General features: G+C 63.0%; 21 protein-coding genes. 7 read left to right on the forward strand and 14 right to left on the reverse strand.

Going from position 1 to position 24,713, the window contains the following annotated elements:
• Positions 1 to 74 precede the first annotated feature (74 nt).
• Positions 75 to 1,499, forward strand: coding sequence for an NADP-dependent phosphogluconate dehydrogenase (gene gndA, locus V6766_RS15145; RefSeq protein WP_448428309.1), 1,425 nt, complete (start codon positions 75 to 77; stop codon positions 1,497 to 1,499).
• Between the two features lie 69 nt (positions 1,500 to 1,568).
• On the opposite strand, the gene V6766_RS15150 is transcribed toward gndA, so the two are convergent.
• Complete coding sequence (locus V6766_RS15150; RefSeq protein ID WP_448467798.1) at positions 1,569 to 2,672, reverse strand: GGDEF domain-containing protein; 1,104 nt, start codon at positions 2,670 to 2,672, stop codon at positions 1,569 to 1,571.
• A 278-nt stretch (positions 2,673 to 2,950) separates the two neighbouring features.
• Between V6766_RS15150 and V6766_RS15155 the strand changes: the two genes are divergently transcribed.
• The 3 genes from V6766_RS15155 to V6766_RS15165 are packed head-to-tail and all read left to right on the forward strand — an operon-like array spanning position 2,951 to position 5,494.
• Positions 2,951 to 3,640, forward strand: a complete 690-nt coding sequence (locus tag V6766_RS15155; RefSeq protein WP_448467800.1) for a fumarylacetoacetate hydrolase family protein — start codon at positions 2,951 to 2,953, stop codon at positions 3,638 to 3,640.
• Between the two features lie 34 nt (positions 3,641 to 3,674).
• Complete coding sequence (locus tag V6766_RS15160) at positions 3,675 to 4,217, forward strand: gamma carbonic anhydrase family protein (RefSeq protein ID WP_448467802.1); 543 nt, start codon at positions 3,675 to 3,677, stop codon at positions 4,215 to 4,217.
• Positions 4,214 to 5,494: a diguanylate cyclase gene (locus V6766_RS15165; RefSeq protein WP_448467804.1), complete on the forward strand. Its 1,281-nt coding sequence runs from the start codon at positions 4,214 to 4,216 to the stop codon at positions 5,492 to 5,494. The genes V6766_RS15160 and V6766_RS15165 overlap by 4 nt, the downstream gene beginning before the upstream one ends.
• A gap of 16 nt (positions 5,495 to 5,510) precedes the next feature.
• Here the strand turns inward: V6766_RS15165 and V6766_RS15170 are convergent, their stop codons facing one another.
• The 3 genes from V6766_RS15170 to V6766_RS15180 are packed head-to-tail and all read right to left on the reverse strand — an operon-like array spanning position 5,511 to position 7,541.
• Positions 5,511 to 5,924, reverse strand: coding sequence for a Fur family transcriptional regulator (locus V6766_RS15170; RefSeq protein ID WP_448467806.1), 414 nt, complete (start codon positions 5,922 to 5,924; stop codon positions 5,511 to 5,513).
• A 14-nt stretch (positions 5,925 to 5,938) separates the two neighbouring features.
• Positions 5,939 to 6,736, reverse strand: coding sequence for a zinc ABC transporter permease subunit ZnuB (znuB, locus tag V6766_RS15175; RefSeq protein ID WP_448428297.1), 798 nt, complete (start codon positions 6,734 to 6,736; stop codon positions 5,939 to 5,941).
• On the reverse strand, positions 6,729 to 7,541 hold the full coding sequence (locus V6766_RS15180; RefSeq protein WP_448467808.1) for an ATP-binding cassette domain-containing protein: 813 nt from the start codon (positions 7,539 to 7,541) through the stop codon (positions 6,729 to 6,731). Before V6766_RS15180 ends, znuB begins: the two co-directional genes overlap by 8 nt.
• Positions 7,542 to 7,664: 123 nt before the next feature.
• Here V6766_RS15180 and V6766_RS15185 point away from each other — a divergent pair, with 123 nt between their 5' ends.
• Complete coding sequence (locus tag V6766_RS15185) at positions 7,665 to 8,672, forward strand: zinc ABC transporter substrate-binding protein (RefSeq protein WP_448467810.1); 1,008 nt, start codon at positions 7,665 to 7,667, stop codon at positions 8,670 to 8,672.
• Positions 8,673 to 8,777: 105 nt separating this feature from the next.
• On the opposite strand, the gene mgrA is transcribed toward V6766_RS15185, so the two are convergent.
• From mgrA to V6766_RS15220, 7 genes are all read right to left on the reverse strand, one after another.
• On the reverse strand, positions 8,778 to 9,827 hold the full coding sequence (mgrA, locus tag V6766_RS15190) for an L-glyceraldehyde 3-phosphate reductase (RefSeq protein WP_448467812.1): 1,050 nt from the start codon (positions 9,825 to 9,827) through the stop codon (positions 8,778 to 8,780).
• Between the two features lie 107 nt (positions 9,828 to 9,934).
• Positions 9,935 to 11,056, reverse strand: coding sequence for a Gfo/Idh/MocA family protein (locus tag V6766_RS15195; RefSeq protein WP_448467814.1), 1,122 nt, complete (start codon positions 11,054 to 11,056; stop codon positions 9,935 to 9,937).
• Between the two features lie 11 nt (positions 11,057 to 11,067).
• Positions 11,068 to 11,829 (reverse strand): sugar phosphate isomerase/epimerase family protein, encoded by a 762-nt coding sequence (locus V6766_RS15200; RefSeq protein ID WP_448467816.1) that lies wholly within the window; start codon positions 11,827 to 11,829, stop codon positions 11,068 to 11,070.
• 86 nt (positions 11,830 to 11,915) lie between these two features.
• Entirely contained in the window at positions 11,916 to 13,010 is a 1,095-nt protein-coding gene (locus V6766_RS15205) for an ABC transporter ATP-binding protein (protein WP_448467858.1), read from the reverse strand.
• A gap of 3 nt (positions 13,011 to 13,013) precedes the next feature.
• Positions 13,014 to 13,910 (reverse strand): carbohydrate ABC transporter permease, encoded by an 897-nt coding sequence (locus V6766_RS15210; RefSeq protein WP_230718428.1) that lies wholly within the window; start codon positions 13,908 to 13,910, stop codon positions 13,014 to 13,016.
• Between the two features lie 4 nt (positions 13,911 to 13,914).
• Positions 13,915 to 14,808: a carbohydrate ABC transporter permease gene (locus V6766_RS15215; RefSeq protein ID WP_448467818.1), complete on the reverse strand. Its 894-nt coding sequence runs from the start codon at positions 14,806 to 14,808 to the stop codon at positions 13,915 to 13,917.
• Positions 14,809 to 14,884: 76 nt separating this feature from the next.
• Positions 14,885 to 16,117 (reverse strand): ABC transporter substrate-binding protein, encoded by a 1,233-nt coding sequence (locus V6766_RS15220; RefSeq protein ID WP_448467820.1) that lies wholly within the window; start codon positions 16,115 to 16,117, stop codon positions 14,885 to 14,887.
• Positions 16,118 to 16,679: 562 nt separating this feature from the next.
• Between V6766_RS15220 and V6766_RS15225 the strand changes: the two genes are divergently transcribed.
• A complete protein-coding gene (locus V6766_RS15225) occupies positions 16,680 to 17,759 on the forward strand; it encodes a LacI family transcriptional regulator (RefSeq protein ID WP_448467822.1) in 1,080 nt (359 codons plus the stop codon).
• 12 nt (positions 17,760 to 17,771) lie between these two features.
• On the opposite strand, the gene V6766_RS15230 is transcribed toward V6766_RS15225, so the two are convergent.
• The 3 genes from V6766_RS15230 to V6766_RS15240 all read right to left on the reverse strand — a co-directional run bounded on the left by V6766_RS15230 (position 17,772) and on the right by V6766_RS15240 (position 23,637).
• Entirely contained in the window at positions 17,772 to 18,161 is a 390-nt protein-coding gene (locus V6766_RS15230; RefSeq protein ID WP_448467824.1) for a YbaN family protein, read from the reverse strand.
• Positions 18,162 to 18,346: 185 nt separating this feature from the next.
• Positions 18,347 to 22,087 carry an AsmA family protein gene (locus V6766_RS15235; protein WP_448467825.1) on the reverse strand — a complete coding sequence of 1,247 codons (3,741 nt, stop codon included), beginning with the start codon at positions 22,085 to 22,087 and terminating at the stop codon, positions 18,347 to 18,349.
• A 146-nt stretch (positions 22,088 to 22,233) separates the two neighbouring features.
• The gene (locus tag V6766_RS15240) at positions 22,234 to 23,637 is read right to left on the reverse strand and encodes an FAD-binding oxidoreductase (protein ID WP_448467827.1); all 1,404 of its coding nucleotides are present in this window, start codon (positions 23,635 to 23,637) and stop codon (positions 22,234 to 22,236) included.
• A 104-nt stretch (positions 23,638 to 23,741) separates the two neighbouring features.
• On the opposite strand from V6766_RS15240, the gene V6766_RS15245 reads away from it, so the two are divergent.
• Positions 23,742 to 24,548, forward strand: coding sequence for a fructosamine kinase family protein (locus V6766_RS15245; RefSeq protein ID WP_448467829.1), 807 nt, complete (start codon positions 23,742 to 23,744; stop codon positions 24,546 to 24,548).
• The last annotated feature ends 165 nt before the right edge of the window (positions 24,549 to 24,713 follow it).

Genomic DNA, 24,713 nt, shown 5'->3' on the forward strand with positions numbered 1-24,713 from the left:
TATCCGGGTTTTCGAAATTGCGCATCATTGCCCACGGCAATCCACATGATGCGCCAAAGACAAGAGGTGATGTCTTGGAAAAAGCAGAAATCGGATTGATCGGGCTCGGAGTGATGGGCTCCAACCTCGCCCTCAACATTGCCGAGAAGGGCAACAGGATCGCGGTCTATAACCGCACGGCCGACAAGACCCGCGCGTTCTACGCCGGAGCGGGCGAGCTGCAGAAGAACATCGTCCCCACCGAGACGCTTTCGGATTTCGTCGCGGCCATCCGCCCGCCGCGTCCGATCATCATCATGATCAAGGCCGGCGATCCCGTTGACGAGGAAATGGAAAAGCTGCGCCCCTATCTCGGCAAGGGCGACATCATCATCGACGCCGGCAACGCCAATTTCCACGACACCCGCCGCCGCTTCAAGGAACTCGACGGCACCGGCCTGACCTTCATCGGCATGGGCGTGTCGGGTGGCGAGGAAGGCGCGCGCCACGGCCCCTCGATCATGGTCGGGGGCACCGAGGACAGCTACAAGCGCGTCGAGAAGGTGCTGACCTCGATCTCCGCCAAATTCGACAACGACCCCTGCTGCGCCTGGCTTGGCCCCGATGGTGCCGGCCATTTCGTCAAGACCATCCATAACGGCATCGAATATGCCGACATGCAGATGATCGCCGAAATCTATGGCATCCTGCGCGATGGCTGCGGCATGGATGCCAACGATATCGCCAACATCTTCGGCGAATGGAACAAAGGCCGGCTGAATTCCTTCCTGATCGAGATCACCGAGAAGGTCCTGCGCGCCAGCGATCCCGAAACCGGCAAGCCGATGCCGGACGTGATCGTCGATGCCGCCGGCCAGAAGGGCACCGGCCGCTGGTCGGCAATCGAGGCCCAGCAGCTTGCCGTGCCCGCCACCGTGATCGAGGCGGCCGTTGCCGCCCGCTGCATCTCCGCCATGCGCGGCGAACGCGCGGCGGCCGAACCGATGTTCAACAAGGAAGAGCTTTCCTTCGGCATCGAAGCCGGCCCCTGGCTCAACCGCGATCTCGAACTGGCGCTGTTCGCCGCCAAGATCGCGGCTTACGCCCAGGGCTTTGATGTGATGGCCTCGGCCTCCGAGGAATATGGCTGGAACCTGCCGATGCCGGAAATCGCCCGCATCTGGCGCGCCGGCTGCATCATCCGCTCGCAGTTCCTGGACGAGATCACCAAGGCTTTCTCCGATACCCCGGATGTCGCCAATCTGATCGTGACGCCGGCCTTCTCCGAGATGGTCAATGAGTGCATGCCGTCGCTGCGCCGGATCGTATCGGCGGCCACCGCCGCCGGCCTTCCGGTTCCGGGCCTTGCCTCGGCGCTCACCTATTTCGATGCCTATCGCCAGTCGCGCGGGACTGCCAACCTGATTCAGGCGCAGCGGGATTTCTTCGGCGCCCATGGTTTCGACCGTCTCGACGGCCTCGACATCCATCACGGCCCCTGGGGCAGCGGCGCGGTCTGAATCGGCCGCAAGGCATAGCAAATCGGAAAGCCCCGGCTACGGGGCTTTTCTCGTATTCCGGGTTGAGCCTCAGGCCGAACGGGTCTTCTGCCTGCGATCAGTTTCCGGTCGATAGGTGCACACGCGGTTGCGGCCGCCGTTCTTGGCATCATAGAGCGCCTTGTCGGCACGCTCGATCACCCTGAACACCGAGATGGCCGAGGCGTTCGCTTCGGCGACCCCGACGCTGACCGTCACGCCGACCTCCTCGGTCGCCGCCTGGAAGCGCTCTTCCATGATCTGGAGCCTGATATCCTCCGCGATGCGCCGGGCATTGTGCAGCGTCGCCTCCTTGACCACCACGCAGAATTCCTCTCCGCCATAGCGCACCACAAGATCGAAGCCGCGCATGCGTCCGCGGACGATCTCGGCAAGCCGTCGCAGAACCACGTCTCCGAAGGCGTGACCGTAAACGTCATTCAGGGATTTGAACCGATCGATATCGATCATCAGAACGGCGAACGGAGGCCGCTCCTCTTCGGTGGCGCGCCGCTGGTCGAACGCCTCGAGCGCCCGCCTGTTCTTGAGCCCCGTGAGCGGATCGCGCTCCGCCTCGCGCTTGTAGGCGCGATATTCAGCCTCGCGCCGTTCCTCCATGGCAAGCAGATAGCCGAGGATCATGGTTCCGAGCAGATTGCGGATGACGAGCGCCGGTGTTGTCGACGATATCACCGGCACAGGCGCGAAAACGCCCGCGACCAGAGTGAGCGACAGCAAAAGTCCCAGAACGGCAAGACCGAGAGCATCGCGCCGTCCGCCGCTGAGGCGCGCATAGACAAGGCCGACCACCGCGGCAAGCGCGATGCTGACGCAGCCCGCAAGTGCACCGGCGCCGCCGATGTAAATTCGCATCGCGATGGTCACGACCGAAGCCACCAAGGCGGCGAGCGGACCGCCGAAAAGCGCCGCGAGGGCAACCATGACCACCCGGATATCCACGATGACGCCCGGCATAACCTCCAGCGGATCGACCATCGTGACCACTGCCCCGAAGCCGAACAACAGCCCGGTCGCGAGCGATGAACGGACGATCGAGAAGCGCGCGTAGCGGATCACCCGATAGGCCAGGACGATGAGGGCCGCCATGCCGACCTTTTCCAGCATGGCGATGATGATTTCCAGATTTTCAAGCATTGCGTCCTGAACCGCCAGGCCTTTCTTCAACCTTCGAACCCGCGGAAGCACGGGCGTCGAGTTTCAACGACAAGGCGCGCGGTTCGCTCCAGGGCGCCGTGAGAGCGAGGAATGGCCGATATATACCCATATGCCGACAAGTTGATAGGGTTAACACTGGACCGACGCGATAACACTTCCTACTTTGTGGCCTCTCCGGCGCCAACCGGCAAGAACCTTCAATCCGGGCTGACGTCAAAACGCACCTGCCGTGGCTCTCGCTTTCAGGACAAGCATCCATGTCGTCAACCGTCATTCCCTTTCCGCCCGCCGTGATCCTGCCCGTCAGAGGCAGTGAAAGCACTTTTCCCGTTCGCCGGGTCTATTGCGTCGGTCGCAATTATGCCGCACACGCGGTGGAGATGGGCCATGATCCCGGCCGCGAAGCGCCGTTCTTCTTCCAGAAGAACCCCGACAATCTCGTCCCTGGCGGCAGACCCTTTCCCTACCCCGCCCTGTCGCGAAACGTCCACCATGAGGTGGAATGTTTTGTTGCCCTGAAAAGCGGCGGCTCCGATATCGACGTCGAGCAAGCCCTGGATTGTGTATACGGTTATGGCGTCGCGGTGGATTTCACCCGGCGTGACATTCAGGACGAGGCCAAGGCGAAATCGAGGCCCTGGGAAATGGCCAAAGCCTTCGAGGATTCCGCACCCGTCTGCGCAATCGCGCCCGCCGCCGAAATCGGCCATCCCGATCGCGGCGCTATCAGCCTCTTTCGCAACGGCGCGCGGGTCCAGCACGGCGATCTCGCGCAGATGATCTGGAAAACCGCGGAAATCATCGCCGAATTGTCCCGATATGTGCGCCTTGCGTCCGGCGACATCATTCTGACGGGTACGCCGGCTGGCGTCGGCCCGGTTGAGCGGGGTGATCGTATCGCGTGTAGCATCGAACGCGTTGGAGACCTTGCATTCGAGGTGATCTGATATAGTGTCTGTTTGCCTTTGAAAGGAGATGCACGTGCCCCTTTACAACCTTGCCGATAGAAAGCCGCAGTTGCCGCCCGAAGGCAGATTCTGGATCGCTCCCGACGCGTCGGTGATCGGCGACATCATCGTCGGCGAGGACGTCGGCATCTGGTTTGCAGCCGTGCTGCGCGGCGACAACGAGCCGATCACCATCGGCAGGGGCAGCAATGTCCAGGATGGCGTGGTCATCCATACCGACATGGGCTTCCCGACCACCATCGGCGAAGGCTGCACCATCGGCCATCGCGCGATCCTCCATGGCTGCACCATCGGCGACAACAGTCTTGTCGGCATGGGGGCCACGATCCTGAACGGCGCGACGATCGGCCGCAACTCGCTGGTCGGCGCGAATGCGCTGGTGACAGAGGGAAAATCGTTCCCCGACAACAGCCTGATCGTCGGCTCGCCGGCGCGCGTCTTGCGCGAACTCGACGAGAAAGCGATCGCCGGGCTTCGCCAGTCAGCCGAGAACTACGTCGCCAACTGGAAGCGCTACAGCCGCGATCTCGAGCCGGCGGAGTTTCGAACGCCATGATGCTGCGACGCGTAGCGAGCTTGTCGAGCACGGATCAGTTGCTCGACGAGCAGATTGAACTCAACCTGAGAAAACGGGGTGTGCTGCTCCGCTTCACGCGCCCGCTCGAGCGCCGCTTCGTGGAGGAGATGCATCGCAGCCGCCACCGCCAACTCGTCTGGGCGGGCGCGATCGGCATCCTCGTGATCGCAGGTTTTGCCTTTATCGATCTGATTTATCGGGATGAATTGCTGCGCCGCATGACCCTGATCCGAACCGGCGTTGTTCTGGTCTTGCTGTCAGCGCTAACAGTTCTGGTCATGCGCGATCTCGACACCCGCCTACCTGGCTGGATTTCGGTTTTCGGCGTCGCGGTCTCTGCGATCGGCACCGGGCTGATGCTGACGACGCCCGGGAACCCGATCGTGGAATTCGAGCCGTACACTTTTATTCTGCTGGCCATCGTCGGCAATATCGCGCTGCCGCTGCGCACCTCTCAGGCCGTGGTTGCCGCGTCGGTCAACTTCGCCATCGCCGCCTTCTTCATTCTTCCGCTGCCGACACTGCTGCCGATGGAAAAGGCCTCTCCCCTGATCTTTCTCGGCGTGACAAGCCTGCTCACCTTGCTCGCGAGCTATCGCATCGAGTCGGTCGAGCGCAAGGTGTTCCTCCTCTATCTGCGGGAAAAGGTCTATGCCGACGCGCTCTATGCCAAGTATCGCTCGCTCAACGATATCTCGAACACGGACGCCCTTACGGCGCTCGCCAACCGCCGCCTGTTTGACGATTTCCTGAAGCAGAGCTGGACGGCAGCGGCGGAGGCGGACCAGCCGCTGAGCATGCTGATGATCGATATCGATCACTTCAAGGGCTATAACGATACCTATGGCCATCCCGCCGGAGACGAATGTTTGAAACGGGTTGCCGCCGCGCTCAAGGCATCGACCCGGTCCGACGAGGATCTTCCCGCCCGCTTCGGCGGCGAGGAGTTCGCACTGGTGCTGCCGAACGGCGACGAAGACGAGGCCCTTGCCCTCAGCGCGCGGATTCACGAGGCCATTGCAGAACTCGCCATCCCGCACGCATCGAGTCCGAGCAAGCGGCTGTCGGTCAGCATCGGCATCGCCGTCGAGCACCCCGCGACGACCCAGCACGATTCGCGCAATCTTCTGATCAGGGCCGATCGGGCGCTCTATGCCGCCAAGCGCGCGGGCCGCAACTGCACGCAGGTCGACCTCTCGATGGATCCCGCTCCGGAATTTGCCGACAACGCCGCAAAGGCCGCCCTGCGAAACTGAACCCGCATAGACGGCTTCATGCCTCGCCGGCAGCGCAGGCGGCGCATAGCCCCCGCATTTCCACCGTCATCGCGCCGGGCCGGAACCCTTTCGAACGCGCAACCCGGCCAAGCGCGTCCTCGATATCGTGGGCATGAAACTCGATCACCGCGCCGCAGCCCTCGCATATCGCGAAGGCCGTCATGCCGTGATGACTGCAATCCTGATGCGGATGAGCGCAGGCGACATAGGCATTCAGGCTCTCCAGCCGGTGGACCAGCCCGGCCTCGGTGAGTTTTTCAAGCGCGCGGTAGACCTGCAACGGCGCCTTGAAGCCCTGATCGCGCAGCCGGTCCAGAATGGTATAGGCGCTGATCGGCGCTTCGCTGCCGCTGAGGCAGTCGAACACCAGCGCCTGGTTGCGGGTCAGCTTTTCATCCGGCCTTTTCATATCGTCCCTCGTTTTCATCGCGGCCGCCTTGCCGCTTCAGGCACCAGCGTCACCAAAAAGATCAGCATGGCGGCCACAACGATCGACGGACCGGACGGCGTGTCATAATAGAGCGAGGAATATAATCCTGCCACCACGCTCACAACCCCGATCAGCGATGCGAACACCGCCATCATCTCCGGGGTCCGCGCGAACCGGCGCGCGGTGGCGGCGGGCACGATCAGCAGCGAGGTGATCAGCATGATGCCGACGATCTTCATCGCGATCGCGATCACCAGCGCCATCAGCAGCATGAAGATGAAGCGCACCGTTTCCGGCCGCATGCCTTCCGCCTGCGCGATCTCCGGCGAGACCGTGGCTGCCAAAAGCGGTCGCCACAGGCCCGCCACGGCCGCGACCACCACCAGCCCGCCGAGCCAGATCGTGGCGATATCGGCGCGCGTCACCGAAAGGATGTCGCCGAACAGGAAGCTTATAAGATCGACCCTTATCCAGGTCAGGAACGAGACGATCACCAGGCCGATGGCGAGCGTCGAATGGGCGAGAATGCCGAGCAGGCTGTCGGTGGACAGCGCCCGCCGCCGCTCCAGCATGATCAGCATCACCGAAACGATGGTGGCCACCACGAACACGCTGAGCGTCAGGTTGACCGTGAAAAGCAGCGACAGCGCCACGCCAAGCAGCGCCGAATGCGCCATGGTGTCGCCGAAATAGGCCATCTTGCGCCAGATGATGAAGCAGCCGAGCGGGCCTGCCATCAGCGCAACGCCGATGCCGGCGACCAGCGCGCGCACGAAGAAATCGTCAAGCATGTTCCTGCGCCTCGTGATGATGGCCGTCATCGGGATGGCAATGTTCGGTGACCGAGCCATCGGCATGGCGCACCTTGCCATCGGGCAGATGGGTGTGGTCGTGATCATGGCGGTAGAGCGCGAGCGCGCCATCGCCGCGGGCGCCGAGCAGCGACTGATAGGCCTCGCTGCCGCTCACGGCCTCCGGCGTGCCGGTGCAGCAGACATGGCCGTTGAGGCAGACGACCGTATCGGTCCGCGCCATCACCACATGCAGGTCGTGCGAGATCATCAATATGCCGCAGCCCTGGCGCTCCCGGATGTGCGAGATCAGGGCGTAGAGCGCGATCTCGCCGGCATGATCGACGCCCTGCACCGGCTCGTCCAGCACCAACAGATCGGGCTTGCGGGCAATCGCGCGCGCCAGCAGCGCGCGCTGAAACTCGCCGCCGGAAAGGGTCTGGACCTCGGCCTTTGCGAGATGGGCGATGCCGACCTCCTCCAGCGCTTCGGCGATCGCGTCGGGCGGAAGCGGCCCGGTCAGGGTCATCAACCGCCGCACCGTCAGCGGCAGGGAATGATCGATGGCGAGCTTCTGCGGCACATAGCCGATGGTCAGGCCACCGGCGCGCTCGACGCGGCCCTCATCGGGCGCGAGAACCCCGAGCGCCATCCGCGCGCTTGTGGATTTGCCCGCGCCGTTCGGCCCGATCAGGGTGACGATCTCGCCGCGGCGCACGCTGAAGCCCACGCCGCGCACGAGCCACCTTCCATTGCGGTGGAGCCCGGCATTGTCGAGCGAGACCAGAAGGTCATTCGAATGCATTTTTTCAAAACTCCGTCTTGTCCGCGTCTATGGCATACGTTATAGCGTAACGCAATTGATGTAATAACATTACGTAGAACTGCAATCCCCGGGCTACCCGCCTTCGAAAATAATGAGGATCTCATGAAAACGTCCCGCCTGCTTCTCCTCACGACGGCCGCGATGGCCCTCGCCCAGACCGCAGCGGCAGAAGATGCCCTCAAGGTCGTGACGTCGATCAAGCCGCTCTATTCGCTGACGGCCGCGCTTACCGCGGGAACGGCGACCGAAACGACGCTGCTGGTGAAGGGCGCCGCCTCGCCGCACACCTACAACATGACGCCGTCCGAGGCGCGCGCGCTGCAGAATGCCGACGTCGTGTTCTGGATCGGCCCGTCGCTGGAGCATTTTCTCGACAAGCCGCTCGACGCGCTCGGCGGCAATGCCGAGATCGTGGAACTGGAAGACGCCGCCGGCGTGGAGACGCTGGCCCCGCGCGAAGGCGGCGCTTTCGATGCGCATGACCATGATCACGAAGGCCATGATCACGAGGGTGATGATGAAGACGGGCATGACCACGACGACCATGCAGACCATGATCACGAAGCCGATCATGACGACCACCACCACGGAGAAGTCGATCCGCATATGTGGCTCGATCCGCTGAATGCGAAGGCCTTTGCCGCCGCCATGGCGGAAACGCTTTCGGAAAATGACCCCGCCAACGCCGAGATCTATGCCGACAATGCCGAAAAGCTCGAGGCCCGGCTTGATGGGCTGACGGCTGATATCCAGGCGCAGATTGATGCCGTCAACGCCAAGCCCTATGTCGTCTTCCACGACGCCTATCACTATTTCGGCCATCGCTTCGGCGTCGAGGCCGCGGGTTCGATCACGGTCAGTCCCGAAGCCCCGCCGAGCGCACAGCGCATCCGTGAAATTCACGACAAGCTGACCGAACTGGGTGCTGCCTGCGTGTTCTCCGAACCGCAATTCCCGCCGAAGATCGTCGATACCGTGATCGAGGGCACGGATGCCCGCACCGGCGTTCTTGATCCGCTCGGCGCGGGTCTTGAGGACGGGCCGGATCTCTATTTCCTGCTTCTGGAAAACCTCGCCGGCAACCTCACCGACTGCTTTGTGGCCGGGTAAGTCCGCCATGAAGGCATTGCCCCGGGCGCGCATGGCAGGGGCGATGTGGCCTGCGGGCGAGTAGTGCCCCCGCAGGCCTTTTTTGTCCGCCGGTCCGGGACCCGGCTATTTCTGCCGCTCCGGGCCCTTGCGTTCGGCCGAGCGCGCCCAGAGATTGATGTCGGCCTCACGAGCATATTTGTCGATTTCGGCAAGCTCGGCTTCAGTGAAATCGGGGTTGTCGAGGGCCTTCACGCAATCGAGCACCTGTTGCGGCCGGCTTGCGCCGATCAGCGCTGTGGTGACCCGGCCGCCGCGCAGCACCCAGGCCAGCGCCATCTGCGCCAGCGTCTGGCCGCGCCGCTCGGCGATCGCGTTCAATGCCCGGATATGGTCGAGCGTGTCCTCGCGCAGGAATTCATGGCGCAGCGATTTGCCCTGCGCCGCCCGGCTGTCATCGGGAATGCCCTTCAGATATTTCGACGTCAGCATGCCCTGGGCCAGCGGCGAGAACACGATTGAGCCCAGCCCGAGTTCCGCAAGCGTATCCAGCAGCCCGTCCTCCTCGACCCAGCGATTGATCATCGAATAGCTCGGCTGGTGGATGACGAAGGGCGTCTTCAGTTCTTTCAGGATCTTGTAGGCCTCACGCGTGCGTTCTGAATTATAGGAAGAAATTCCCACATAGAGCGCCCTGCCCGAGCGCACGATCTGGTCGAGCGCCATCATCGTCTCCTCCAGCGGCGTATCGGGATCGAAGCGGTGAGAATAGAAGATATCGACATAGTCGAGGCCGAGCCGTTTCAGGCTCTGGTCGCAGGAGGCTAGAAGGTTCTTGCGGCTGCCCCACTCGCCATACGGCCCGTCCCACATGCCATAGCCGGCCTTGGAGGAGATGATCAGCTCGTCGCGCAGGCCGGCAAACTCGTTGCGCAGGATATCGCCGAAGGCCTTTTCGGCGGAACCGGGCGGCGGACCGTAATTATTGGCAAGATCGAAATGGGTGATCCCGGCATCAAAGGCCGTCTGGCAGATCGCCACCTTGCGGGCGCGCTCGGTATCGTCGCCAAAATTGTGCCACAGGCCGAGCGAAATCGCCGGCAGCTTGAGCCCGGACGCGCCGCAGCGGTTATATTGCATCGTGTCGTAGCGGGTCTTCGAGGGTGTCCAGCGCATCATATCCTCCTGCCTGAAGGGCCGGTACGACCCGGCCATGAAAAAGGCGGCAGAACGCCGCCTCTTGCGATTCGATTATAGGCAAGCCGGGCGCAAAGCGCCACGCCCTACCGCAACAACGCCCTGGCCGCCGCCGCATCCAGCGCCGCCGGCTGGGTGCAGGTCGTCGACAACGGGACGAAGGCGCCGGTCTCTCCAGACTTCAGGATCGCGGCCATGACGTCGACGCCGTGCAGCGCGCGGGCGAGCGAGCAGCGGGCGTCGCGGCCTTCGATCAGCGCCACCGCCATATCGGCAAGGCCGGCCGTGCGGTAATTGGCGCGTTCGCCCTGATTGGGCTTGCCGAACGGGTGATCCTGGCTGTCGAGCTCGGAGGTCTTGCCGTCGCGGCCCGCCGCCTCAACCTTGCCGCCGAAGAAGTTGGGGTCCGGCACGAACAGCGATCCCTCGGTTCCATACAGCTCCATGTTGGAGTGCCTGTGCGCCCAAACATCCCAGCTTGCGCCAAGCGAGATGGTCGCCCCGCTTTGAAACTCCAGCAGCGCGTGGATATTGGTCGGCGTCTTCACCGGAATGATCTCGCCGCGACGCGGCTCGGAGGTGATGGTGCGGGTCTCGTTGGCCATCGAGGTCAGCGCCGCCACCTGTTTCACCGGGCCGATCAGGTTGATCAGATTGGCGATGTAATAGGGGCCGAGATCGAGCACGGGGCCGCCGCCGGGCAGGAAGAAGAAATCCGGATTGGGATGCCACATCTCCATGCCAGCGCTCATCACGTGGCAGGTGCCGGAGGTGACCCGCCCGATGCCGCCCTCATCGATATATTTGCGGGCGCGCTGATGGGCGCCGCCCAGAAACGTATCCGGCGCGCAGCCAACCGAAAGACCCTTCTCGGCGGCAATGCGGCCGAGCTCCTTGCCCTCGTCGACGGAAAGCACAAGCGGCTTTTCCGAATAGACATGCTTGCCGGCCTCGAGAATCCGCTTCGACATTTCGTAATGCGCGCCCGGAATGGTGAGGTTGACGATGACGTCGAGCTCATCGTTCTGGAGCAGTTCGTCGACGCTTTGCGCCGTCACACCGTATTCCTCCGCGCGCGCGGTTGCCGCCGCCGGATTGATATCGGCGCAGGCGAGCACCTTCAGGCCGCGAAACAGCGGCGCGAGAGAAAAATAGGTCGCGGAAATATTGCCGCATCCGAGGATGCCGACACCAAGTTCGCTGGTCATGAATGCCTCGTTCAGAAAGACTGGAAGGATGCGATCGACCGCTCGATAAGCCGGTCGATATCGTTCGGATTGTCATGCTCGACGATGTAGTGGCGGATCGGCAGCGGCTTCAGGACGCCCATCAGACCCTTCCAGTCGACCGTGCCGTGGCCGACATCGGCCCAACCATCCTCATCCTCGTTTTCGCCCGGCTCGGCGATATCCTTGACATGGACGGCACTGAGGCGATCCTTGAACGTCTCGATCCATTGCAGCGGATCGGCCCCACCGCGGATGACCCAGGCGATATCGGCCTCCCAGGCAAGCGACGGACCGCCTTCCATCAGGTGGGTCATCGGCACGCTGCCATCTTCAAGGGCTGCAAATTCGAAATCGTGGTTGTGCCAGCCGAACACGAGGCCGGCCTCGCGCATGGGCGCGCCGGCCTTTTCCAGCCGGGCCCCGAAATCGCGCCAGCCTTCGGCCGTCGTCGGGCGGTCATCCGGCATCAGGAAGGGGCAGAACACGCTGTCCATCTTGAGCGCCGATGTGATCTCGAGCACGCGGTCGGGATCGTTCTCCAGCATGTTGAGGCTGAAGTGACCGGTCGGCATTGTAAGCCCGATCGTCGCCAGATCGGAAGAAAGCCGGTCGAGCGCCGCCTGGTCGAGATCGTCGTAAAGCGCGCCGTAGCCTTCCACTTCGCTGTAGCCCGCCGCGGCGAGCTTCTTGAAGATGGTCGAAAACGGCTGGTAATTGCGCGCGCTGTAAAGCTGGAATCCTAGTTTTGTCATCTGTTTCCTCCGGCTGCCGCCATTGATCCGGCCGGCAGGCCCTTCCTGTTATTCATGCCGCGGGGCTGTCCCATCACGGCCTTGCTTCAAAGCCGCAATTCGGTCTTCGCGTCGAAGACCGAGGCGAGCGGGATATCAAAGGCGAAGCGGATCTTCTGCCCGACCTTGTAGCGAACATTGCCGTTCACCCTGACCGTGATCAAATGGCCTGCATGTTTCAGCCACAGCAGACTGTCGGCGCCCATCGGCTCCTCAAGGTCGACAACCGCCTCATGCACTTCGAGGTTTTCCTCCGACAGTGCCTTGTCGATGACGATATGTTCCGGCCTGACGCCGAGCGTGACCTTGCCGGATTCCGGCAGTTGGCCATTGGCATCATAGCCTTCGAGCGAGAAATCGACGTCATTGGTGCGGAACACCGGCTTGCCGTTCTCGCGGCGCAGCTCGCCATCCATGAAGTTCATCGGCGGCGAGCCGATGAAGCCGGCGACATAGCGATTGACGGGGCGGTTATAGATCGTGGTCGGCTCGTCGAGCTGCTGGATGACGCCGCCGCGCATGATTGCGATCCGGTCGGCCAGCGTCATCGCCTCGATCTGGTCGTGGGTCACGTAAACCATCGTGTTTTCAAGGGACTGGTGCAGCCGCTTGATCTCGACGCGCAACTCCGACCTGAGCTTGGCGTCGAGGTTCGACAAGGGTTCGTCAAACAGGAACACATCGACGTCGCGCACCAGCGCGCGGCCGATCGCGACACGCTGGCGCTGGCCGCCGGAAAGCTCGGCGGGCTTGCGCTTCAGCAACGGCTCGATCTGCAGGATTTCCGAAGCCCGCTTGACGCGCTTGTCGATCTCCGCCTTCGGCACCTTGGCGACCTGAAGGCCGAAGGACAGGTTCTTCTCGACCGTCATCTGCGGATAGAGCGCATAGGACTGGAACACCATGCCAATGCCGCGATCCTTCGGCTCCAGCCAGGTGACGTTCTTGTCCTTGATGAAGATCTGGCCGCCGGTGACGTCAAGCAGCCCGGCAATGCAGTTCAACAGCGTGGACTTGCCGCAACCGGACGAGCCGAGCAGCACGAGGAACTCGCCGTCCTGGATATCGAGATCGAGGTTCTTGAGGACGTCCACAGCCCCGAAGGAGAGCGACAGGTCCTTGATGGAAACACTGGTATTCATCATTTACCCTTTCACCGCGCCGGCGGCGATGCCGCGCACGAACAGCGGTCCGGAAACGAAATAGACGGCGAGCGGGACAAGGCCGGTCAGAAGGGTCGCCGCCATGTTGACGTTATACTCCTTCACGCCCTGCACCGCGTTGACGATGTTGTTGAGCTGGACCGTCATCGGATAGTTCTGCTGACCGGCAAAGATCACGCCGAACAGGAAGTCGTTCCAGATGCCGGTGGTCTGGATGATCATGCCGACGACGAAGATCGGCAGCGACATCGGCAGCATGATCTTGAAGAAGATCTGCCAGAACCCCGCGCCATCGACGCGGGCCGCCTTGAACAGCTCTTCCGGCAGCGAGGCGAAATAATTGCGGAACAACAGTGTCAGGATCGGCATGCCGAAAATGGTGTGCACCAGCACGATGCCCGGGAGCGTCGAGAACAGGTGCAGTTCGCGCAGGATGATCACCAGCGGATAGAGCATCACCTGATAGGGGATGAACGCCCCGAACAGCAGCACGGTGAAGAAGAATTCCGAGCCCTTGAAGCGCCAGTTGGCGAGCGCGTAGCCGTTCACCGAGGCGACCGCGATCGAGATGATGATGCCGGGAACGGTGATCTTGACCGAGTTCCAGAAACCGACGCTGATCCCCTCGCAGTAAAGCCCGGTACAGGCCCCGCTCCAGGCCTTGACCCAGGGCTCGAACGTGATTTCCACCGGCGGAGCGAAGATGTTGCCCATGCGGATTTCCGGCATGCCCTTCAGCGAGGTCACGATCATCACGTAAAGCGGGATCAGATAATAGACCGCGGCCACGAACAGGATGGAATAGAGAATGATCCTGGAGGGGGCGAGCCGGCGTTTCGGGCGCGGACCCGCGGGTCCGTTCAAAGCGATGTCAGCCATGTTGCTACCTCTTCTTGCCTCTGAATTCCATCAATGCCCAGGGCACGAGGATGATGAACACAGTGACCAGCATGACGGTGGATGCCGCCAGCCCCTGCCCGATATTGCCGCGCTGGAACATCAGGTCGTAGACATATTTCGCGGGCACTTCGGAGGCGAAGCCGGGTCCCCCTTGGGTCATGGCGACGACAAGGTCGTAGACCCGGACGATGCCGGAGGCGACGATCACCAGCGTGGTGACGAATACGCCGCGCATCATCGGGATGACGATGAAGATATAGGTGCGCCATGCCGGGATGCCGTCGATCTTCGAGGCCTTCCAGATCTCGGTGTCGATGCCGCGAAGCCCCGCCAGCATCAGCACCATGACAAGCCCCGTGCCCTGCCACAGGCCGGCGATCACCAGCGCGTAGATCACCGTGTGCTTGTTGCCGAGCAGCGCGAGGTCGCCGCCGGGCAGCCCGAGTTCATCGAGAAATTTCGGCAGGCCAAGGCCGGGATCAAGGATCCATTGCCACACCAGACCGGTGACGATGAAGGAAAGCGCGAAGGGATAGAGAAAGATGGTCCGAAAGGTGTTCTCGAAGCGGATCTTCTGGTCGAGCAGCGTTGCCAGAATGAAGCCCACGACGAAAGAGAAGACCAGGCTCAGCCCGCCATAGATCATCAGGTTGACGATCGCGACATTCCAGCGCGTGGTGTCGAACAGGCGATCATACTGCGCGAAACCGACGAAGTTCTCGCTCGGCAGAAGCCTTGAATCGGTGAATGAATAGATGACCGTCCAGGCGGTGCAACCGATGAAGATGACCACCGCGGTGAGCATCATCGGTATGGCCGCGATCTTGGCGTTCAGGTTCTTGAACAGGCCCATGGGACGGCGAGCGACATCAGCCATTGCTGCTCCCCTCACGAGATTGGTGCAGAAAGAAAGGCGGAGCGGATAGATCCGCCCCGCCGCTCAACCGGGCAAATTACATTGCCTGTTCGATGATTTCCTGCTGGCGCTCCATCGCTTCGTCGACCGACATGTCGGAGGAGAAGAATTCGAGCGCGAGGTCGGTGATCTGACCCTGCGTATCGGAGTCGAGCAGCTGCTCGGTCGAGGGCAGCACGTTTTCGGGGTTGGCGAGAATCTCGATACCCTTCTTCATGCAGGCATTGGCGGCTTCCAGATCGACATCGCCGCGCACCGGCAGCGAGCCCTTGACCAGATTGAACTCGACCTGGGTTTCGGGCGAGACCAGCATGGAGGCGAGCTCGAGCTGGGCGGCTGTGATATCCGGGTCATCCGTCTTCGGGAAGTAGAACGCATCGCCGCCGGTATCGAGAACCGGGTTGTTGCCGAGGCCCGGCAGGCAATCATAGTCGACGCCGGCTTCCTGGCCGGCCTGAGCGAACTCGCCCTGCGCCCAGTCACCCATGATCTGGGCCGCGGCATCGCCCTGGATAACCATATTGGTGGCCACGTTCCAGTCGCGGCCGGAATATGCATCATCAACCATGGTGCGGGCCTGCGCGAAGGCTTCCCAGATGGCGCGGTTCTCATCGCTCATCACCGCTTCGGGATCCTTGTCGCCATTGACGGCGAGATAGTTGTCGACGCCGCCGATGGCGACCTGCATCACGTTGCGGATGCCGTCGACCTGCCAGGGCTGGCCGGTGGCAAGCGGAACGACGCCGGCGTCGCGAAGCTTCGGCGCGGCTTCCACCAGCTCGGCCCAGTTGGTCGGGACCGGAATACCGTTATCCTCGAACACATGGCGGTTCAGCCACATCCACTGCCAGGAGTGGATGTTGATCGGAACGCAATAGATGCGGCCGTCATATTCGCAGGCTTCGAGAAGCTTGGCCGGGCGGATCTTGCTGGCCCAGTCTTCCTTCTCGGCAAGCTCGGTCAGATCGAGCATCAGGCCCGCCTTGATGAGCTCCTCGGCATCGCGGCCGGTGTTCATCTGGGTCGCGCCCATGGGGTTGCCGCCGAGAATGCGGCTGACGATGATCGGGTTGGCAGTGGTGCCGGAACCGGCGATGGCGCTGTCGACCCACGTATTGCCCGTCTCGTTGAAATTGTCGGCAAGAACCTTCACGGCGGCAGCCTCGCCGCCGGAGGTCCACCAATGGGTTACTTCGAGATCGGTCGCGCTGGCGGAAAGCGGCATCGCGACGCCGGCAGCGAGTGCTGCGGTGAGAAGTGCATGTTTCATCTTGTCCTCCCAACTGAAACGTTGCCGGAAAACGGTATTCAAATTCCCGGAAGCTGGCAACCTTTTTGTCGAAGTTTTTGTTTCCGTACGACTTTAGTCGGAATCTTACGCACCCCTACTGCATGCTCTATTGCGATGCAAAGAATCCATCAAATCACTATTTTAATTGAATTTTTTGTAGAAAATCGGCTTGCGAAACGGCACTTGTTCGCTAATGCACACAATGTGGTGACCTATGCGTCATGACCGCGCCTACGCCTTGAAAATCAGGGGCTCGAAGGGCCAGAAACACTTTTCTGTATCGTTTCAGCTCTTGCCGCGCTACATTGCTCTCATCCCCTTTCCTGGACGGGAGGAGGCCGCTTGACGCATGGCAGACAGCGCTTTTTTTTGCGCATGGATTGCCGGGAGACGCTATAAGTGTCGGCGACAGGCGGGGCTGTTCAGGGCGAGGCGGAAGAGGTGCAACCTCGAGACGCAGACGAGCCGGGACGCGCGACCAGTTTCGCGCGGCAAAGCGCGTTTGCAATCATGTCCGGTTGCCGGCGAATGAGGAGACGCAATGAAACCGACGACAAGCCGCACAGAAGGCCGAACAGAGAGCCGCGCAGGCGAGACCGCGAACGCCCGGCCGACGTTGAAGACCATCGCCTATATGACCGGGCTCGGCGTCACCACCGTTTCGCGCGCGCTGAAGGATGCGCCGGACATCGCCGAGCATACCAAGGAGCGGGTGCGACTGGTGGCCAAGCAGCTCGGCTACATGCCGAATCGCGCCGGCGTCAGGCTTCGGACCGGCAAGACCAATGTCATTGCCCTCATCCTCAACCTGGAAGAGGAAATCATGGGTATGGCCGGCCAGATGATCTTCGGCATCTCGGAAATCCTGGCCGACACGCCCTATCATCTCGTGCTGATGCCGCAGCCGATCCATCACGATCAGATGGCGCCGGTGCGCTACATCCTCGACACCGGCTCGGCCGATGGCGTGATCATTTCGCGCATCGAGCCCGACGACGCCCGCATCAAGCTGTTGCGGGAACGCGGCATGCCGTTTGCCGCCCATGGCCGCACAGAAGGCGATATCGACTATCCGTTTCACGATTTCGACAATGACGCCTATGCATTCGATGCCGTGGAGATGCTGGCGAAGCGCGGCCGCAAGCGGATCGTCAGCCTGCAGCCGCCGAGCCACCTGACCTATTACAAGTATTTCCGCTCCGGCTTCGAACGCGGCCTCAGCCAGTTCTCCCTGCAGGAGACGCCGCTGACATCGATCTCGACCGATTCCGCCCTGCCCGACATCCGCAAGGGCGTGCTTGCGACGCTGCGCTCCAGCCATCCGCCCGACAGCATCATCGCCTGCAGCGGCAGCAGCGCGATTCCGATCATGGCTGCGCTGAGAGACTGCAACCTGACGCTTGGCCGCGAGGTCGACGTGGTGGCGAAGCAGCCGGCCGATTTCCTGAACTGGATCAACCCGGAACTCATCGCCATGAGCGAGGATTTCAGCCAGGCCGGCCGCGAACTCGCCCGCGCCGTTCTCGCCCGCATCGACAATGCCGGCTCAAAGCCGCGTCAGAGCATCAGCAAGCCGGACTGGTCGAAAGCGCCGGCGGCAAGGGCGCGGGAAAACAGCTAAAATGCGGGGAGATCAGCCGTCTGCAGCCATTCTGGACGGCGAAGGGCGGGTGAGGACGTAAAGCGCGCAACAGGCGAGCACGATCGCGACGCCGGCCTGCAGCCACGGCCATGCGCCGGCAAACAGCAGAACCGAGACCATGCTGCAGCCCATGGCCGCCACGGCAAGCAGTTTGGCCGGTAGCGAGATCGCGCCCTCGCGCCGCCAGCGGCCGAGATGAGGGCCGAAATGCGGATGGTTCATCAGCTTTGCCTCAAGCTCCGGAGAGGACCGGGCGAAGGCGGCGGCGGCAACGATCAGGAACGGCACGGTCGGCATTACGGGCAGGGCCGCGCCGACAAGGGCAAGCGCCACCATCACCCAACCAAGCCCGATCAAAAACCTGCGCTTTACCATTTTCATGCCTGCCTGCCTTCATTCGATCAGCCCACTGTGGCTCTACCGCATTGTTTTACCGTGACAACCTTGCCGAATCCATAGCGCCTGGCTGCGGCAAAAAGAACATTGCCCAGCGCGTGGCCAATCCGACGATGCACGGTTTGCGCCTCACATGCCCCGCAATACCGGCGATATTTTGACGGAAGCGCTCAGGGGCTGGGCGCGCTCTCCTGACGCACTTCATCCGCCCCGTCGATGATCGATTCGATCAGCCGATCCCAATCGCTCTTCTCCGGCGCTTCGGGAACGACCTCTGCCGGCGCGGCGGAAATTGGCGCGGCTTCCACCGGCTGATCGGGCGCAGTCTCGCCGGCGCCGCCCGGCGATGCCTGATCCGTAGGCTCACCGGCGGCACCCGCCTCGGCGTTGCGGGCGGCCTCGGCGGCGCGGCGCGCCTCCTCTTCCCGGCGCTGCCGTTCCGCCTCCTCCTGACGCTGACGCTCGCGCGCCTCCTCTCGTCCCTGGTAAAGCGCTGCCTCACGCCGCAGGCGCTGCTTTTCGAGAATGTCGGCCTGCAGGCGTTCCACGCGTTCGCGTTCGCGCTCGACCGCCCTCAGCGCCAGATAATTGTCGATCTCGGTGAGATCAAGCGTCCGGTCCGGCGCGTCGAGCGGACCATTGAAGCCGATCGTGAAGCCGGCCCTTGCACCCTCCTCGCCCTCGTCGCCAAGCTTGAGCGCGACATCGAGCGCGGCGTTGAGATCACGCGTGTCCAGATCGGCCTCCATCGCCGCGTAGACGCTGGCCTCGGGCAGATCGACCAGCACATTGCGCGCCTGCAGCGTTCCGTCTGTGATCGCAAACGGAATGGCGATATCGCCCGCCTGGAAGCTGCCGCCGCCAAAGAGCAGCGCGCGCACTTCCGCCTCGATCGCCTCATTGGTGATCTCGGTGCCCTGAGCATCCGCCCAGGCGAGAAGCTCGTCCCTGAAGCCGAGAGCGAGGCCGTTGAAGGTCGGCGACTTCAGCGTGACGATGCCGGAGCCGCTTGCCTGCGATTTCAGTCCTCGCGCGGTATCGGCGGTGGTCTCCACCACAAGGCCGAGATCGAACGCACCGGAGACGACGGAGGTGCCGTCGGCCACCCAGAGATCGTCGGACAGGGTCGCGTCCTCAAGATTGAGCTGGGCCTGGAAATAGCCATTGCCGTCGGTGTTGCCGAGCCTCATGTCGCCGGAAAGCGTGCCGCCCATCAGCCGGCCCGACAGCCCGTTGAGCGCCATCCCGCCGCCGCGGAAGTCGAGCTTACCGCCCATGCCGGTCACCGGTTCGGCAAGACCGATATCGAAGGCGCCCGCCTGCAGGTCCACGCTCGCCTCCGCCGTTCCGAAATAGGCGCGGTCGAACGGCACATCCGAGAGATTGCCCTCGGCATCGGTGAAATCGGGCCCGAACACGGCCTCCGTCAGCCAGGCCATGTCGAGCCGGTCGAGCGCTAGCGCGCCGTCCAGCGAGGCCACCGGCCCGCCCCTTGCGAGCGAAAGCCGGCCGGCGACGCCGTTATTGTCGAGCGTTCCGTCAATGGCCGAAAGCGTATAGGCCTCCTCGTCGATATCGAGCGCCGCCTTCAGCGACACCGGCACCCCGAAGGCCGTGCCGGGAACGGCAAAGGCGTTCATCGCCAGATAGGGTTCCAGATCGGGACTTTCGAGCGAAACCGAATAACGGCCGTTCAGGAAATCGCCCGCCGCGAGGCTCGCCTCGCCGCTGGCGGAGAACCGGGTCTCGCCGCTTGCCGCGCGAAAGCCGATGGTGGCCGGCCCTTCGGCACCGTCGCGATCGACGGAAAGCGACAGCTGCGCGCCCGCCGGCGCCGGGATCGGCAGCGGCATCAGGCCCGCCTGCCCGAAGAGCACCGCTGCATCCGGGTTCGAGGCCTGAAGCTGGCCGCTGATGCCGCCCTGCCCCAGGAGCGAGTCCATCCGCCACGAGCCCGAAATGCGGCTGCCATTGGCGCTGCCCTGGATCACGGCGGCGACCGCGGTGCCATCCTGCCCGAAGGTCAAGTCCGCCTCCAGATTGGTATCTTTGTACCAGAGCGCGCCATCGCCCAGCATCGTCAGCAGCGGGTGATCGCCGGCCCGCTGGCGCAGCATCGCCACGAAATCGGTAATGTCGTCGGCGGAAAGCGTCAGGCGGGCGGAGCCGGTCGGCATGTCCCGCATCGTCTGCGCCTGTCCCGAAAGCGTGATCGCCGCGCCTGCGAGATCTTCGATCTTCAGGCTGTCGATCGTCACCGCGCCGGCCTGATAGGTGAAGTCCGTATCGATCACATTGGCCGTGAGGTCGAAGGCGTTGACCGCGCCGGCCCTGAGTGTCGCGTGAATGCGGTGCTGGCTGAGGCCGGTATCGATATCCTCGCCCACCATCAACCCGGCAAGGGCGCGCAGCGCGTTCAGATCGATGACATTGCCGGAGAGGTCGAAATCGAGCGTCGGCGTGGCCGCGCCGTCCGCCTGTCGCGACAGGGTGCCATCCAGCACGGCATCGCCCGCGACGATCTGCAGGTTTTCGAACGCCTGGGTCTGCGGCGTCAGGATCACATCGGCGGAAAAGCCGGCGCGGTCGAGTTCGCGGATTTCCGGGCTGACCTTGCCCGTCAGCCATTGCGAAAGCCCGCTCGGCTGGCGCGAGGCAACCAGAAGCGAGCCCGAAAAATCCGTCGTCTCGCCGACGGCGAGGCGACCGGACGCCTCCACCTGGGTGCGCCCGGGCAGGATCGCCGAGCCGTTTTCGATCCGCCAGCCATCGCCATCCGGAGAGGCGTCGAGCACGATCGAGCGAATGGTCGTGTCGCCGGAGACCAGCGCCGGCAGGCGGAACGTAACCTTGCCCGGCAATTGCGGGATCGGCACGTCACGGATGAAGCCGATCAGCACGTCGAGCCGCTCGCGCGCGCTCGGCGGCGCGACCCGGCCCTTCTTCAGATTGGTGTCGTAATCGGAAAGCCGCTCGACATTGAACTGCTGGCCATTGGCCGTCAGCAGGAAGGTGCCGCCCGGCCGCGTGTCGAAATTGCCCTCGCCCGAGATCACATAGGGATCGACGCGGGTTCCGACCTCTAGCCGGTATTCCGGCACCGAAAACGAGTTGTTTGTAAGCTCGAATTTCCCGGCAACGCGCGGCGGCGGCACGTCCTGTTCGCCGTCGCTCGTCACGGCAAGGCGGAAGTCGCCGGCATAGACCGGCGCCCCGGTCGCAAGCGAGACATCGCCTTCCATGGTCGCAGACAGCGGCCACTCCGCAGGCGTCGCCGACAGCCGCACCCGCACCGACCGGGCTTCGGGGTCGGGACGGCCGGTGAGGATGCTAAAGCTTCCGGCGCGGCCGTCGAGAACGCCCGTCCCTTCCATGCGCCACGGCCCCTCGATGGCGTTGGCGGAAAGCATGGCATCGATATCGGTCAGGCTGCGCACCCGCCCGCTCGCCGCATCGGAAAGGCGGATCTCGCCATCGCTGATCTCGACATCCTCGAAGACAACGCGACGGGCGGCGATCGAACTTTCGCCGGTATCGGTCCACGCCAGCGCGCCCTCCTCGTCAAGCGAGAGATTGAAGACGGGGCGCTCGAGCTGCATCTTGAAAATGCGCATCTCGCCGCTGAGGAAGGGTGCAAGTTCCGCATCCATCGAGAATGATTCAGCCGTGGCAAGCGGCGTGCCGGCGGCATCGCGGCCGACGCTGACATCGTGCATGGTGATGGCCGGAAACGGCAGGATGCGAACATCGACATCGCCGAGCACTTCGACCTTCTTGCCGACCACCCGGCTCGCCTGCACCTCGAATTCCCGCCGGAAGCTGCTCCAGTCGATGAAATAGGGAGCAACCAGCGCGACACAGAGGACGAAAACCAGAAAAGCGCCAATGATAACCAGTATTCGTGCCAGCAAACCTGCTATTCCTCTGTCACTTGCGTTTGCGGCTCCGGCCGCATTGGCCAGAACCTAGCACAGGGTAGAAAGGCAGACCAGTTCGGGCTCCGGTTCTGATCGAATGCGATATACACTTTTCCCGCGTTAATCCGCGACGCCTGCAATCAGAATATCTTGCCGGGATTGAAGATATTGTCCGGGTCAAGCGCCTGCTTGATCGCGCGCATCATGGCGACCGCGCTTCCAAGCTCCTTGCCGACAACGCGTTTCTTGCCCTGGCCGACGCCGTGCTCGCCGGTGGACGTGCCGCCCATGGCGATCGCGCGCTCGGCAAGGCGGACGGTGAAGGCCTCGATCTTCTCGATCTCGCCCGGCTTGTCCTTGTCGAACAGAACCAGAAGGTGGAAGTTGCCGTCGCCGGCATGGCCCACCACCGGGGCGAGAATCCCCTGCTCCGCGATATCTTCCTGAGTCTCGCGCACGCAATCTGCAAGGCGCGAGATCGGCACGCAGACATCGGTGGAAAAGCCCTCATAGTCCGGCTTCAACGCCCTGCCCGCCCAATAGGCGTTGTGGCGCGCCTTCCACAGACGGTTGCGCTCTTCGGCATTGGCCGTCCAGACGAATTCCGAACCACCGCATTCGGCGGCGATCTCCGCGAACTGCTCCGACTGCATGGCGACCGCCTGCTCGCTGCCGTGAAATTCCAGCAGCAGCAGCGGCGTTTCGGGAAAATCGAGGCCGGAATAGGCATTGCAGGCCTTGACCTGCAACGCATCCAGCAGCTCGATGCGGGCGACCGGAATGCCCATCTGGATGGTCATGATCACAGCATTGCAGGCATCTTCCAGCGTGGCGAAGGAAGAAACGCCGCCCGCGATCTTTTCCGGTATGCCGGCGAGCTTCAGCGTCACCGAAGTGATCACGCCGAGCGTGCCCTCCGCGCCGACGAGAAGCCGCGTCAGGTCATAACCCGCCGAGGATTTGCGCGCGCGGCTGGCGGTGGTGATCTCCTCGCCATCCGCCGTCACCGCGGTTACCGCCAGCACCACGTCCTTCATCGTGCCGTAGCGCACCGCATTGGTGCCGGAGGCGCGGGTGGAGGCCATGCCGCCGATCGAGGCATTGGCGCCCGGATCGATCGGGAAGAACAGGCCGGTGTCGCGCAGATATGCGTTCAGCTCCTCGCGGGTGATGCCGGGCTCGACCGTGCAGTCGAGATCCTCGGCATTGACCGCCAGCACGCGGTTCATCCGCGAAAAATCGATCGAGATGCCGCCCTCCGGCGCGTTCACCTGCCCCTCCAGCGAGGAGCCCGTGCCGAAGGGTATCACCGGCACCTTGCGGGCGGCGCAGGCCTTGACCACCGCCTTCACGTCCTCGGCGCTTTCGGCAAAGAACACGGCGTCGGGAAGCTGCGCCGGCAGATAGGTGGTGGTGTGGGCATGCTGGGCGCGGAAGGCCTCGCCGGTCTGCACCTTGTCGCCAAACTGCTGCTTGAGGATGGCGATGACGGTCTGCGCCGCCTCGGGGTTTCTCAGCCGGGTTGTTACGTCCTCGATCGCCATTCTTGCACTCCGCGGGTAAATTGCCGTAGCCTTCGCACGGCGGTGACTGCTTTTATGACAGCATCGCCACCGGCGTCCAGAGCGCGCTCAGCCACGGAACGACGATGAACCAGATTGCAAACCATACTGCCCGCCTGCTCGGCGTCGAAAGCGTCAAACTCGCTCATTTTTCAAGCGGCGACCTTTCCGCGCTGATGCGCGCCGTGACGGACGATGGACAGAGCTACATCGTGAAAACCGGCCCCGCGCCGGCGCTGGAAGCCGAGATGTTGCGCCTGATCGCGGCGACCGGCGCGCCCGCGCCCGCCGTGATCGCCGCCGACGATACATTGCTGATCATGGAGGAGGTCGAGGGCCGCAGCGGGTTTTCCGACGCGGAGGACGATTTGGCGCGGGTTCTGACCGCCCTGCACCGCCCGGTCCACAGACCCTACGGCTTCAACGCGGACTTTTCTTTCGGCAAGGTCGCCATCCGCAATGACGAGACCGCGTCCTGGGTTGCTTTCTGGCGCGACAACCGCCTGCTCAACAACCTCGCGGATCTGCCTACGCCGCTCGCCAGCCGGGTCGAAGGCCTCGCAGCCAGATTGGGCGATATCATTCCCGACAATCCGCCGCCGGCCCTGCTACATGGTGACCTCTGGTCGGGCAATGTGATGACGTCGGGCGGTCGCGTGACCGCGCTGATCGACCCGGCCTGCTATTATGGCGACCGCGAGGTCGATCTGGCGATGGCCCATCTTTTCGGCCATCTCGACGACCGGTTCTACGCCCGTTATGGCGCGCTCGATCCGGGACTCGAGACGCGCCGCGCGGTCTATAGTCTCTGGCCGGCGCTGGTGCATTTCCGGCTTTTCGGATCGGGCTACAGGGCGATGGTCGAAGGTTTTCTGACTGAGGCCGGGCATTGAAAACTGATTTTAGTCAAAAACTTAGCCGCCTTCGCTCACTTGTAAAATCGTTTAGCATCTGATCGAATCACGCAAGGGGCTTGCCATGAGTGCCCGAACATGGCGATAAAGTGACAAAGCTTCGCCAGCGCGAAAACGGATAATGCTGGCGGTTACCTGCTGGAA

Source organism: Martelella sp. AMO21009, assembly GCF_053484295.1.

Coding starts and splice junctions, on each gene's coding strand:
- V6766_RS15245 (WP_448467829.1), top strand. CDS start 23,742: ATGAACCAGATTGCAAACCATACTGCCCGCCTGCTCGGCGTCGAAAGC.
- V6766_RS15230 (WP_448467824.1), bottom strand. CDS start 18,161: ATGAAAATGGTAAAGCGCAGGTTTTTGATCGGGCTTGGTTGGGTGATG.
- V6766_RS15195 (WP_448467814.1), bottom strand. CDS start 11,056: ATGACCAGCGAACTTGGTGTCGGCATCCTCGGATGCGGCAATATTTCC.
- V6766_RS15165 (WP_448467804.1), top strand. CDS start 4,214: ATGATGCTGCGACGCGTAGCGAGCTTGTCGAGCACGGATCAGTTGCTC.
- V6766_RS15240 (WP_448467827.1), bottom strand. CDS start 23,637: ATGGCGATCGAGGACGTAACAACCCGGCTGAGAAACCCCGAGGCGGCG.
- V6766_RS15155 (WP_448467800.1), top strand. CDS start 2,951: ATGTCGTCAACCGTCATTCCCTTTCCGCCCGCCGTGATCCTGCCCGTC.
- V6766_RS15215 (WP_448467818.1), bottom strand. CDS start 14,808: ATGGCTGATGTCGCTCGCCGTCCCATGGGCCTGTTCAAGAACCTGAAC.
- V6766_RS15210 (WP_230718428.1), bottom strand. CDS start 13,910: ATGGCTGACATCGCTTTGAACGGACCCGCGGGTCCGCGCCCGAAACGC.
- V6766_RS15150 (WP_448467798.1), bottom strand. CDS start 2,672: ATGCTTGAAAATCTGGAAATCATCATCGCCATGCTGGAAAAGGTCGGC.
- znuB (WP_448428297.1), bottom strand. CDS start 6,736: ATGCTTGACGATTTCTTCGTGCGCGCGCTGGTCGCCGGCATCGGCGTT.
- V6766_RS15185 (WP_448467810.1), top strand. CDS start 7,665: ATGAAAACGTCCCGCCTGCTTCTCCTCACGACGGCCGCGATGGCCCTC.
- V6766_RS15220 (WP_448467820.1), bottom strand. CDS start 16,117: ATGAAACATGCACTTCTCACCGCAGCACTCGCTGCCGGCGTCGCGATG.
- V6766_RS15200 (WP_448467816.1), bottom strand. CDS start 11,829: ATGACAAAACTAGGATTCCAGCTTTACAGCGCGCGCAATTACCAGCCG.
- V6766_RS15225 (WP_448467822.1), top strand. CDS start 16,680: ATGAAACCGACGACAAGCCGCACAGAAGGCCGAACAGAGAGCCGCGCA.
- V6766_RS15180 (WP_448467808.1), bottom strand. CDS start 7,541: ATGCATTCGAATGACCTTCTGGTCTCGCTCGACAATGCCGGGCTCCAC.
- mgrA (WP_448467812.1), bottom strand. CDS start 9,827: ATGCGCTGGACACCCTCGAAGACCCGCTACGACACGATGCAATATAAC.
- V6766_RS15170 (WP_448467806.1), bottom strand. CDS start 5,924: ATGAAAAGGCCGGATGAAAAGCTGACCCGCAACCAGGCGCTGGTGTTC.
- V6766_RS15205 (WP_448467858.1), bottom strand. CDS start 13,010: ATGAATACCAGTGTTTCCATCAAGGACCTGTCGCTCTCCTTCGGGGCT.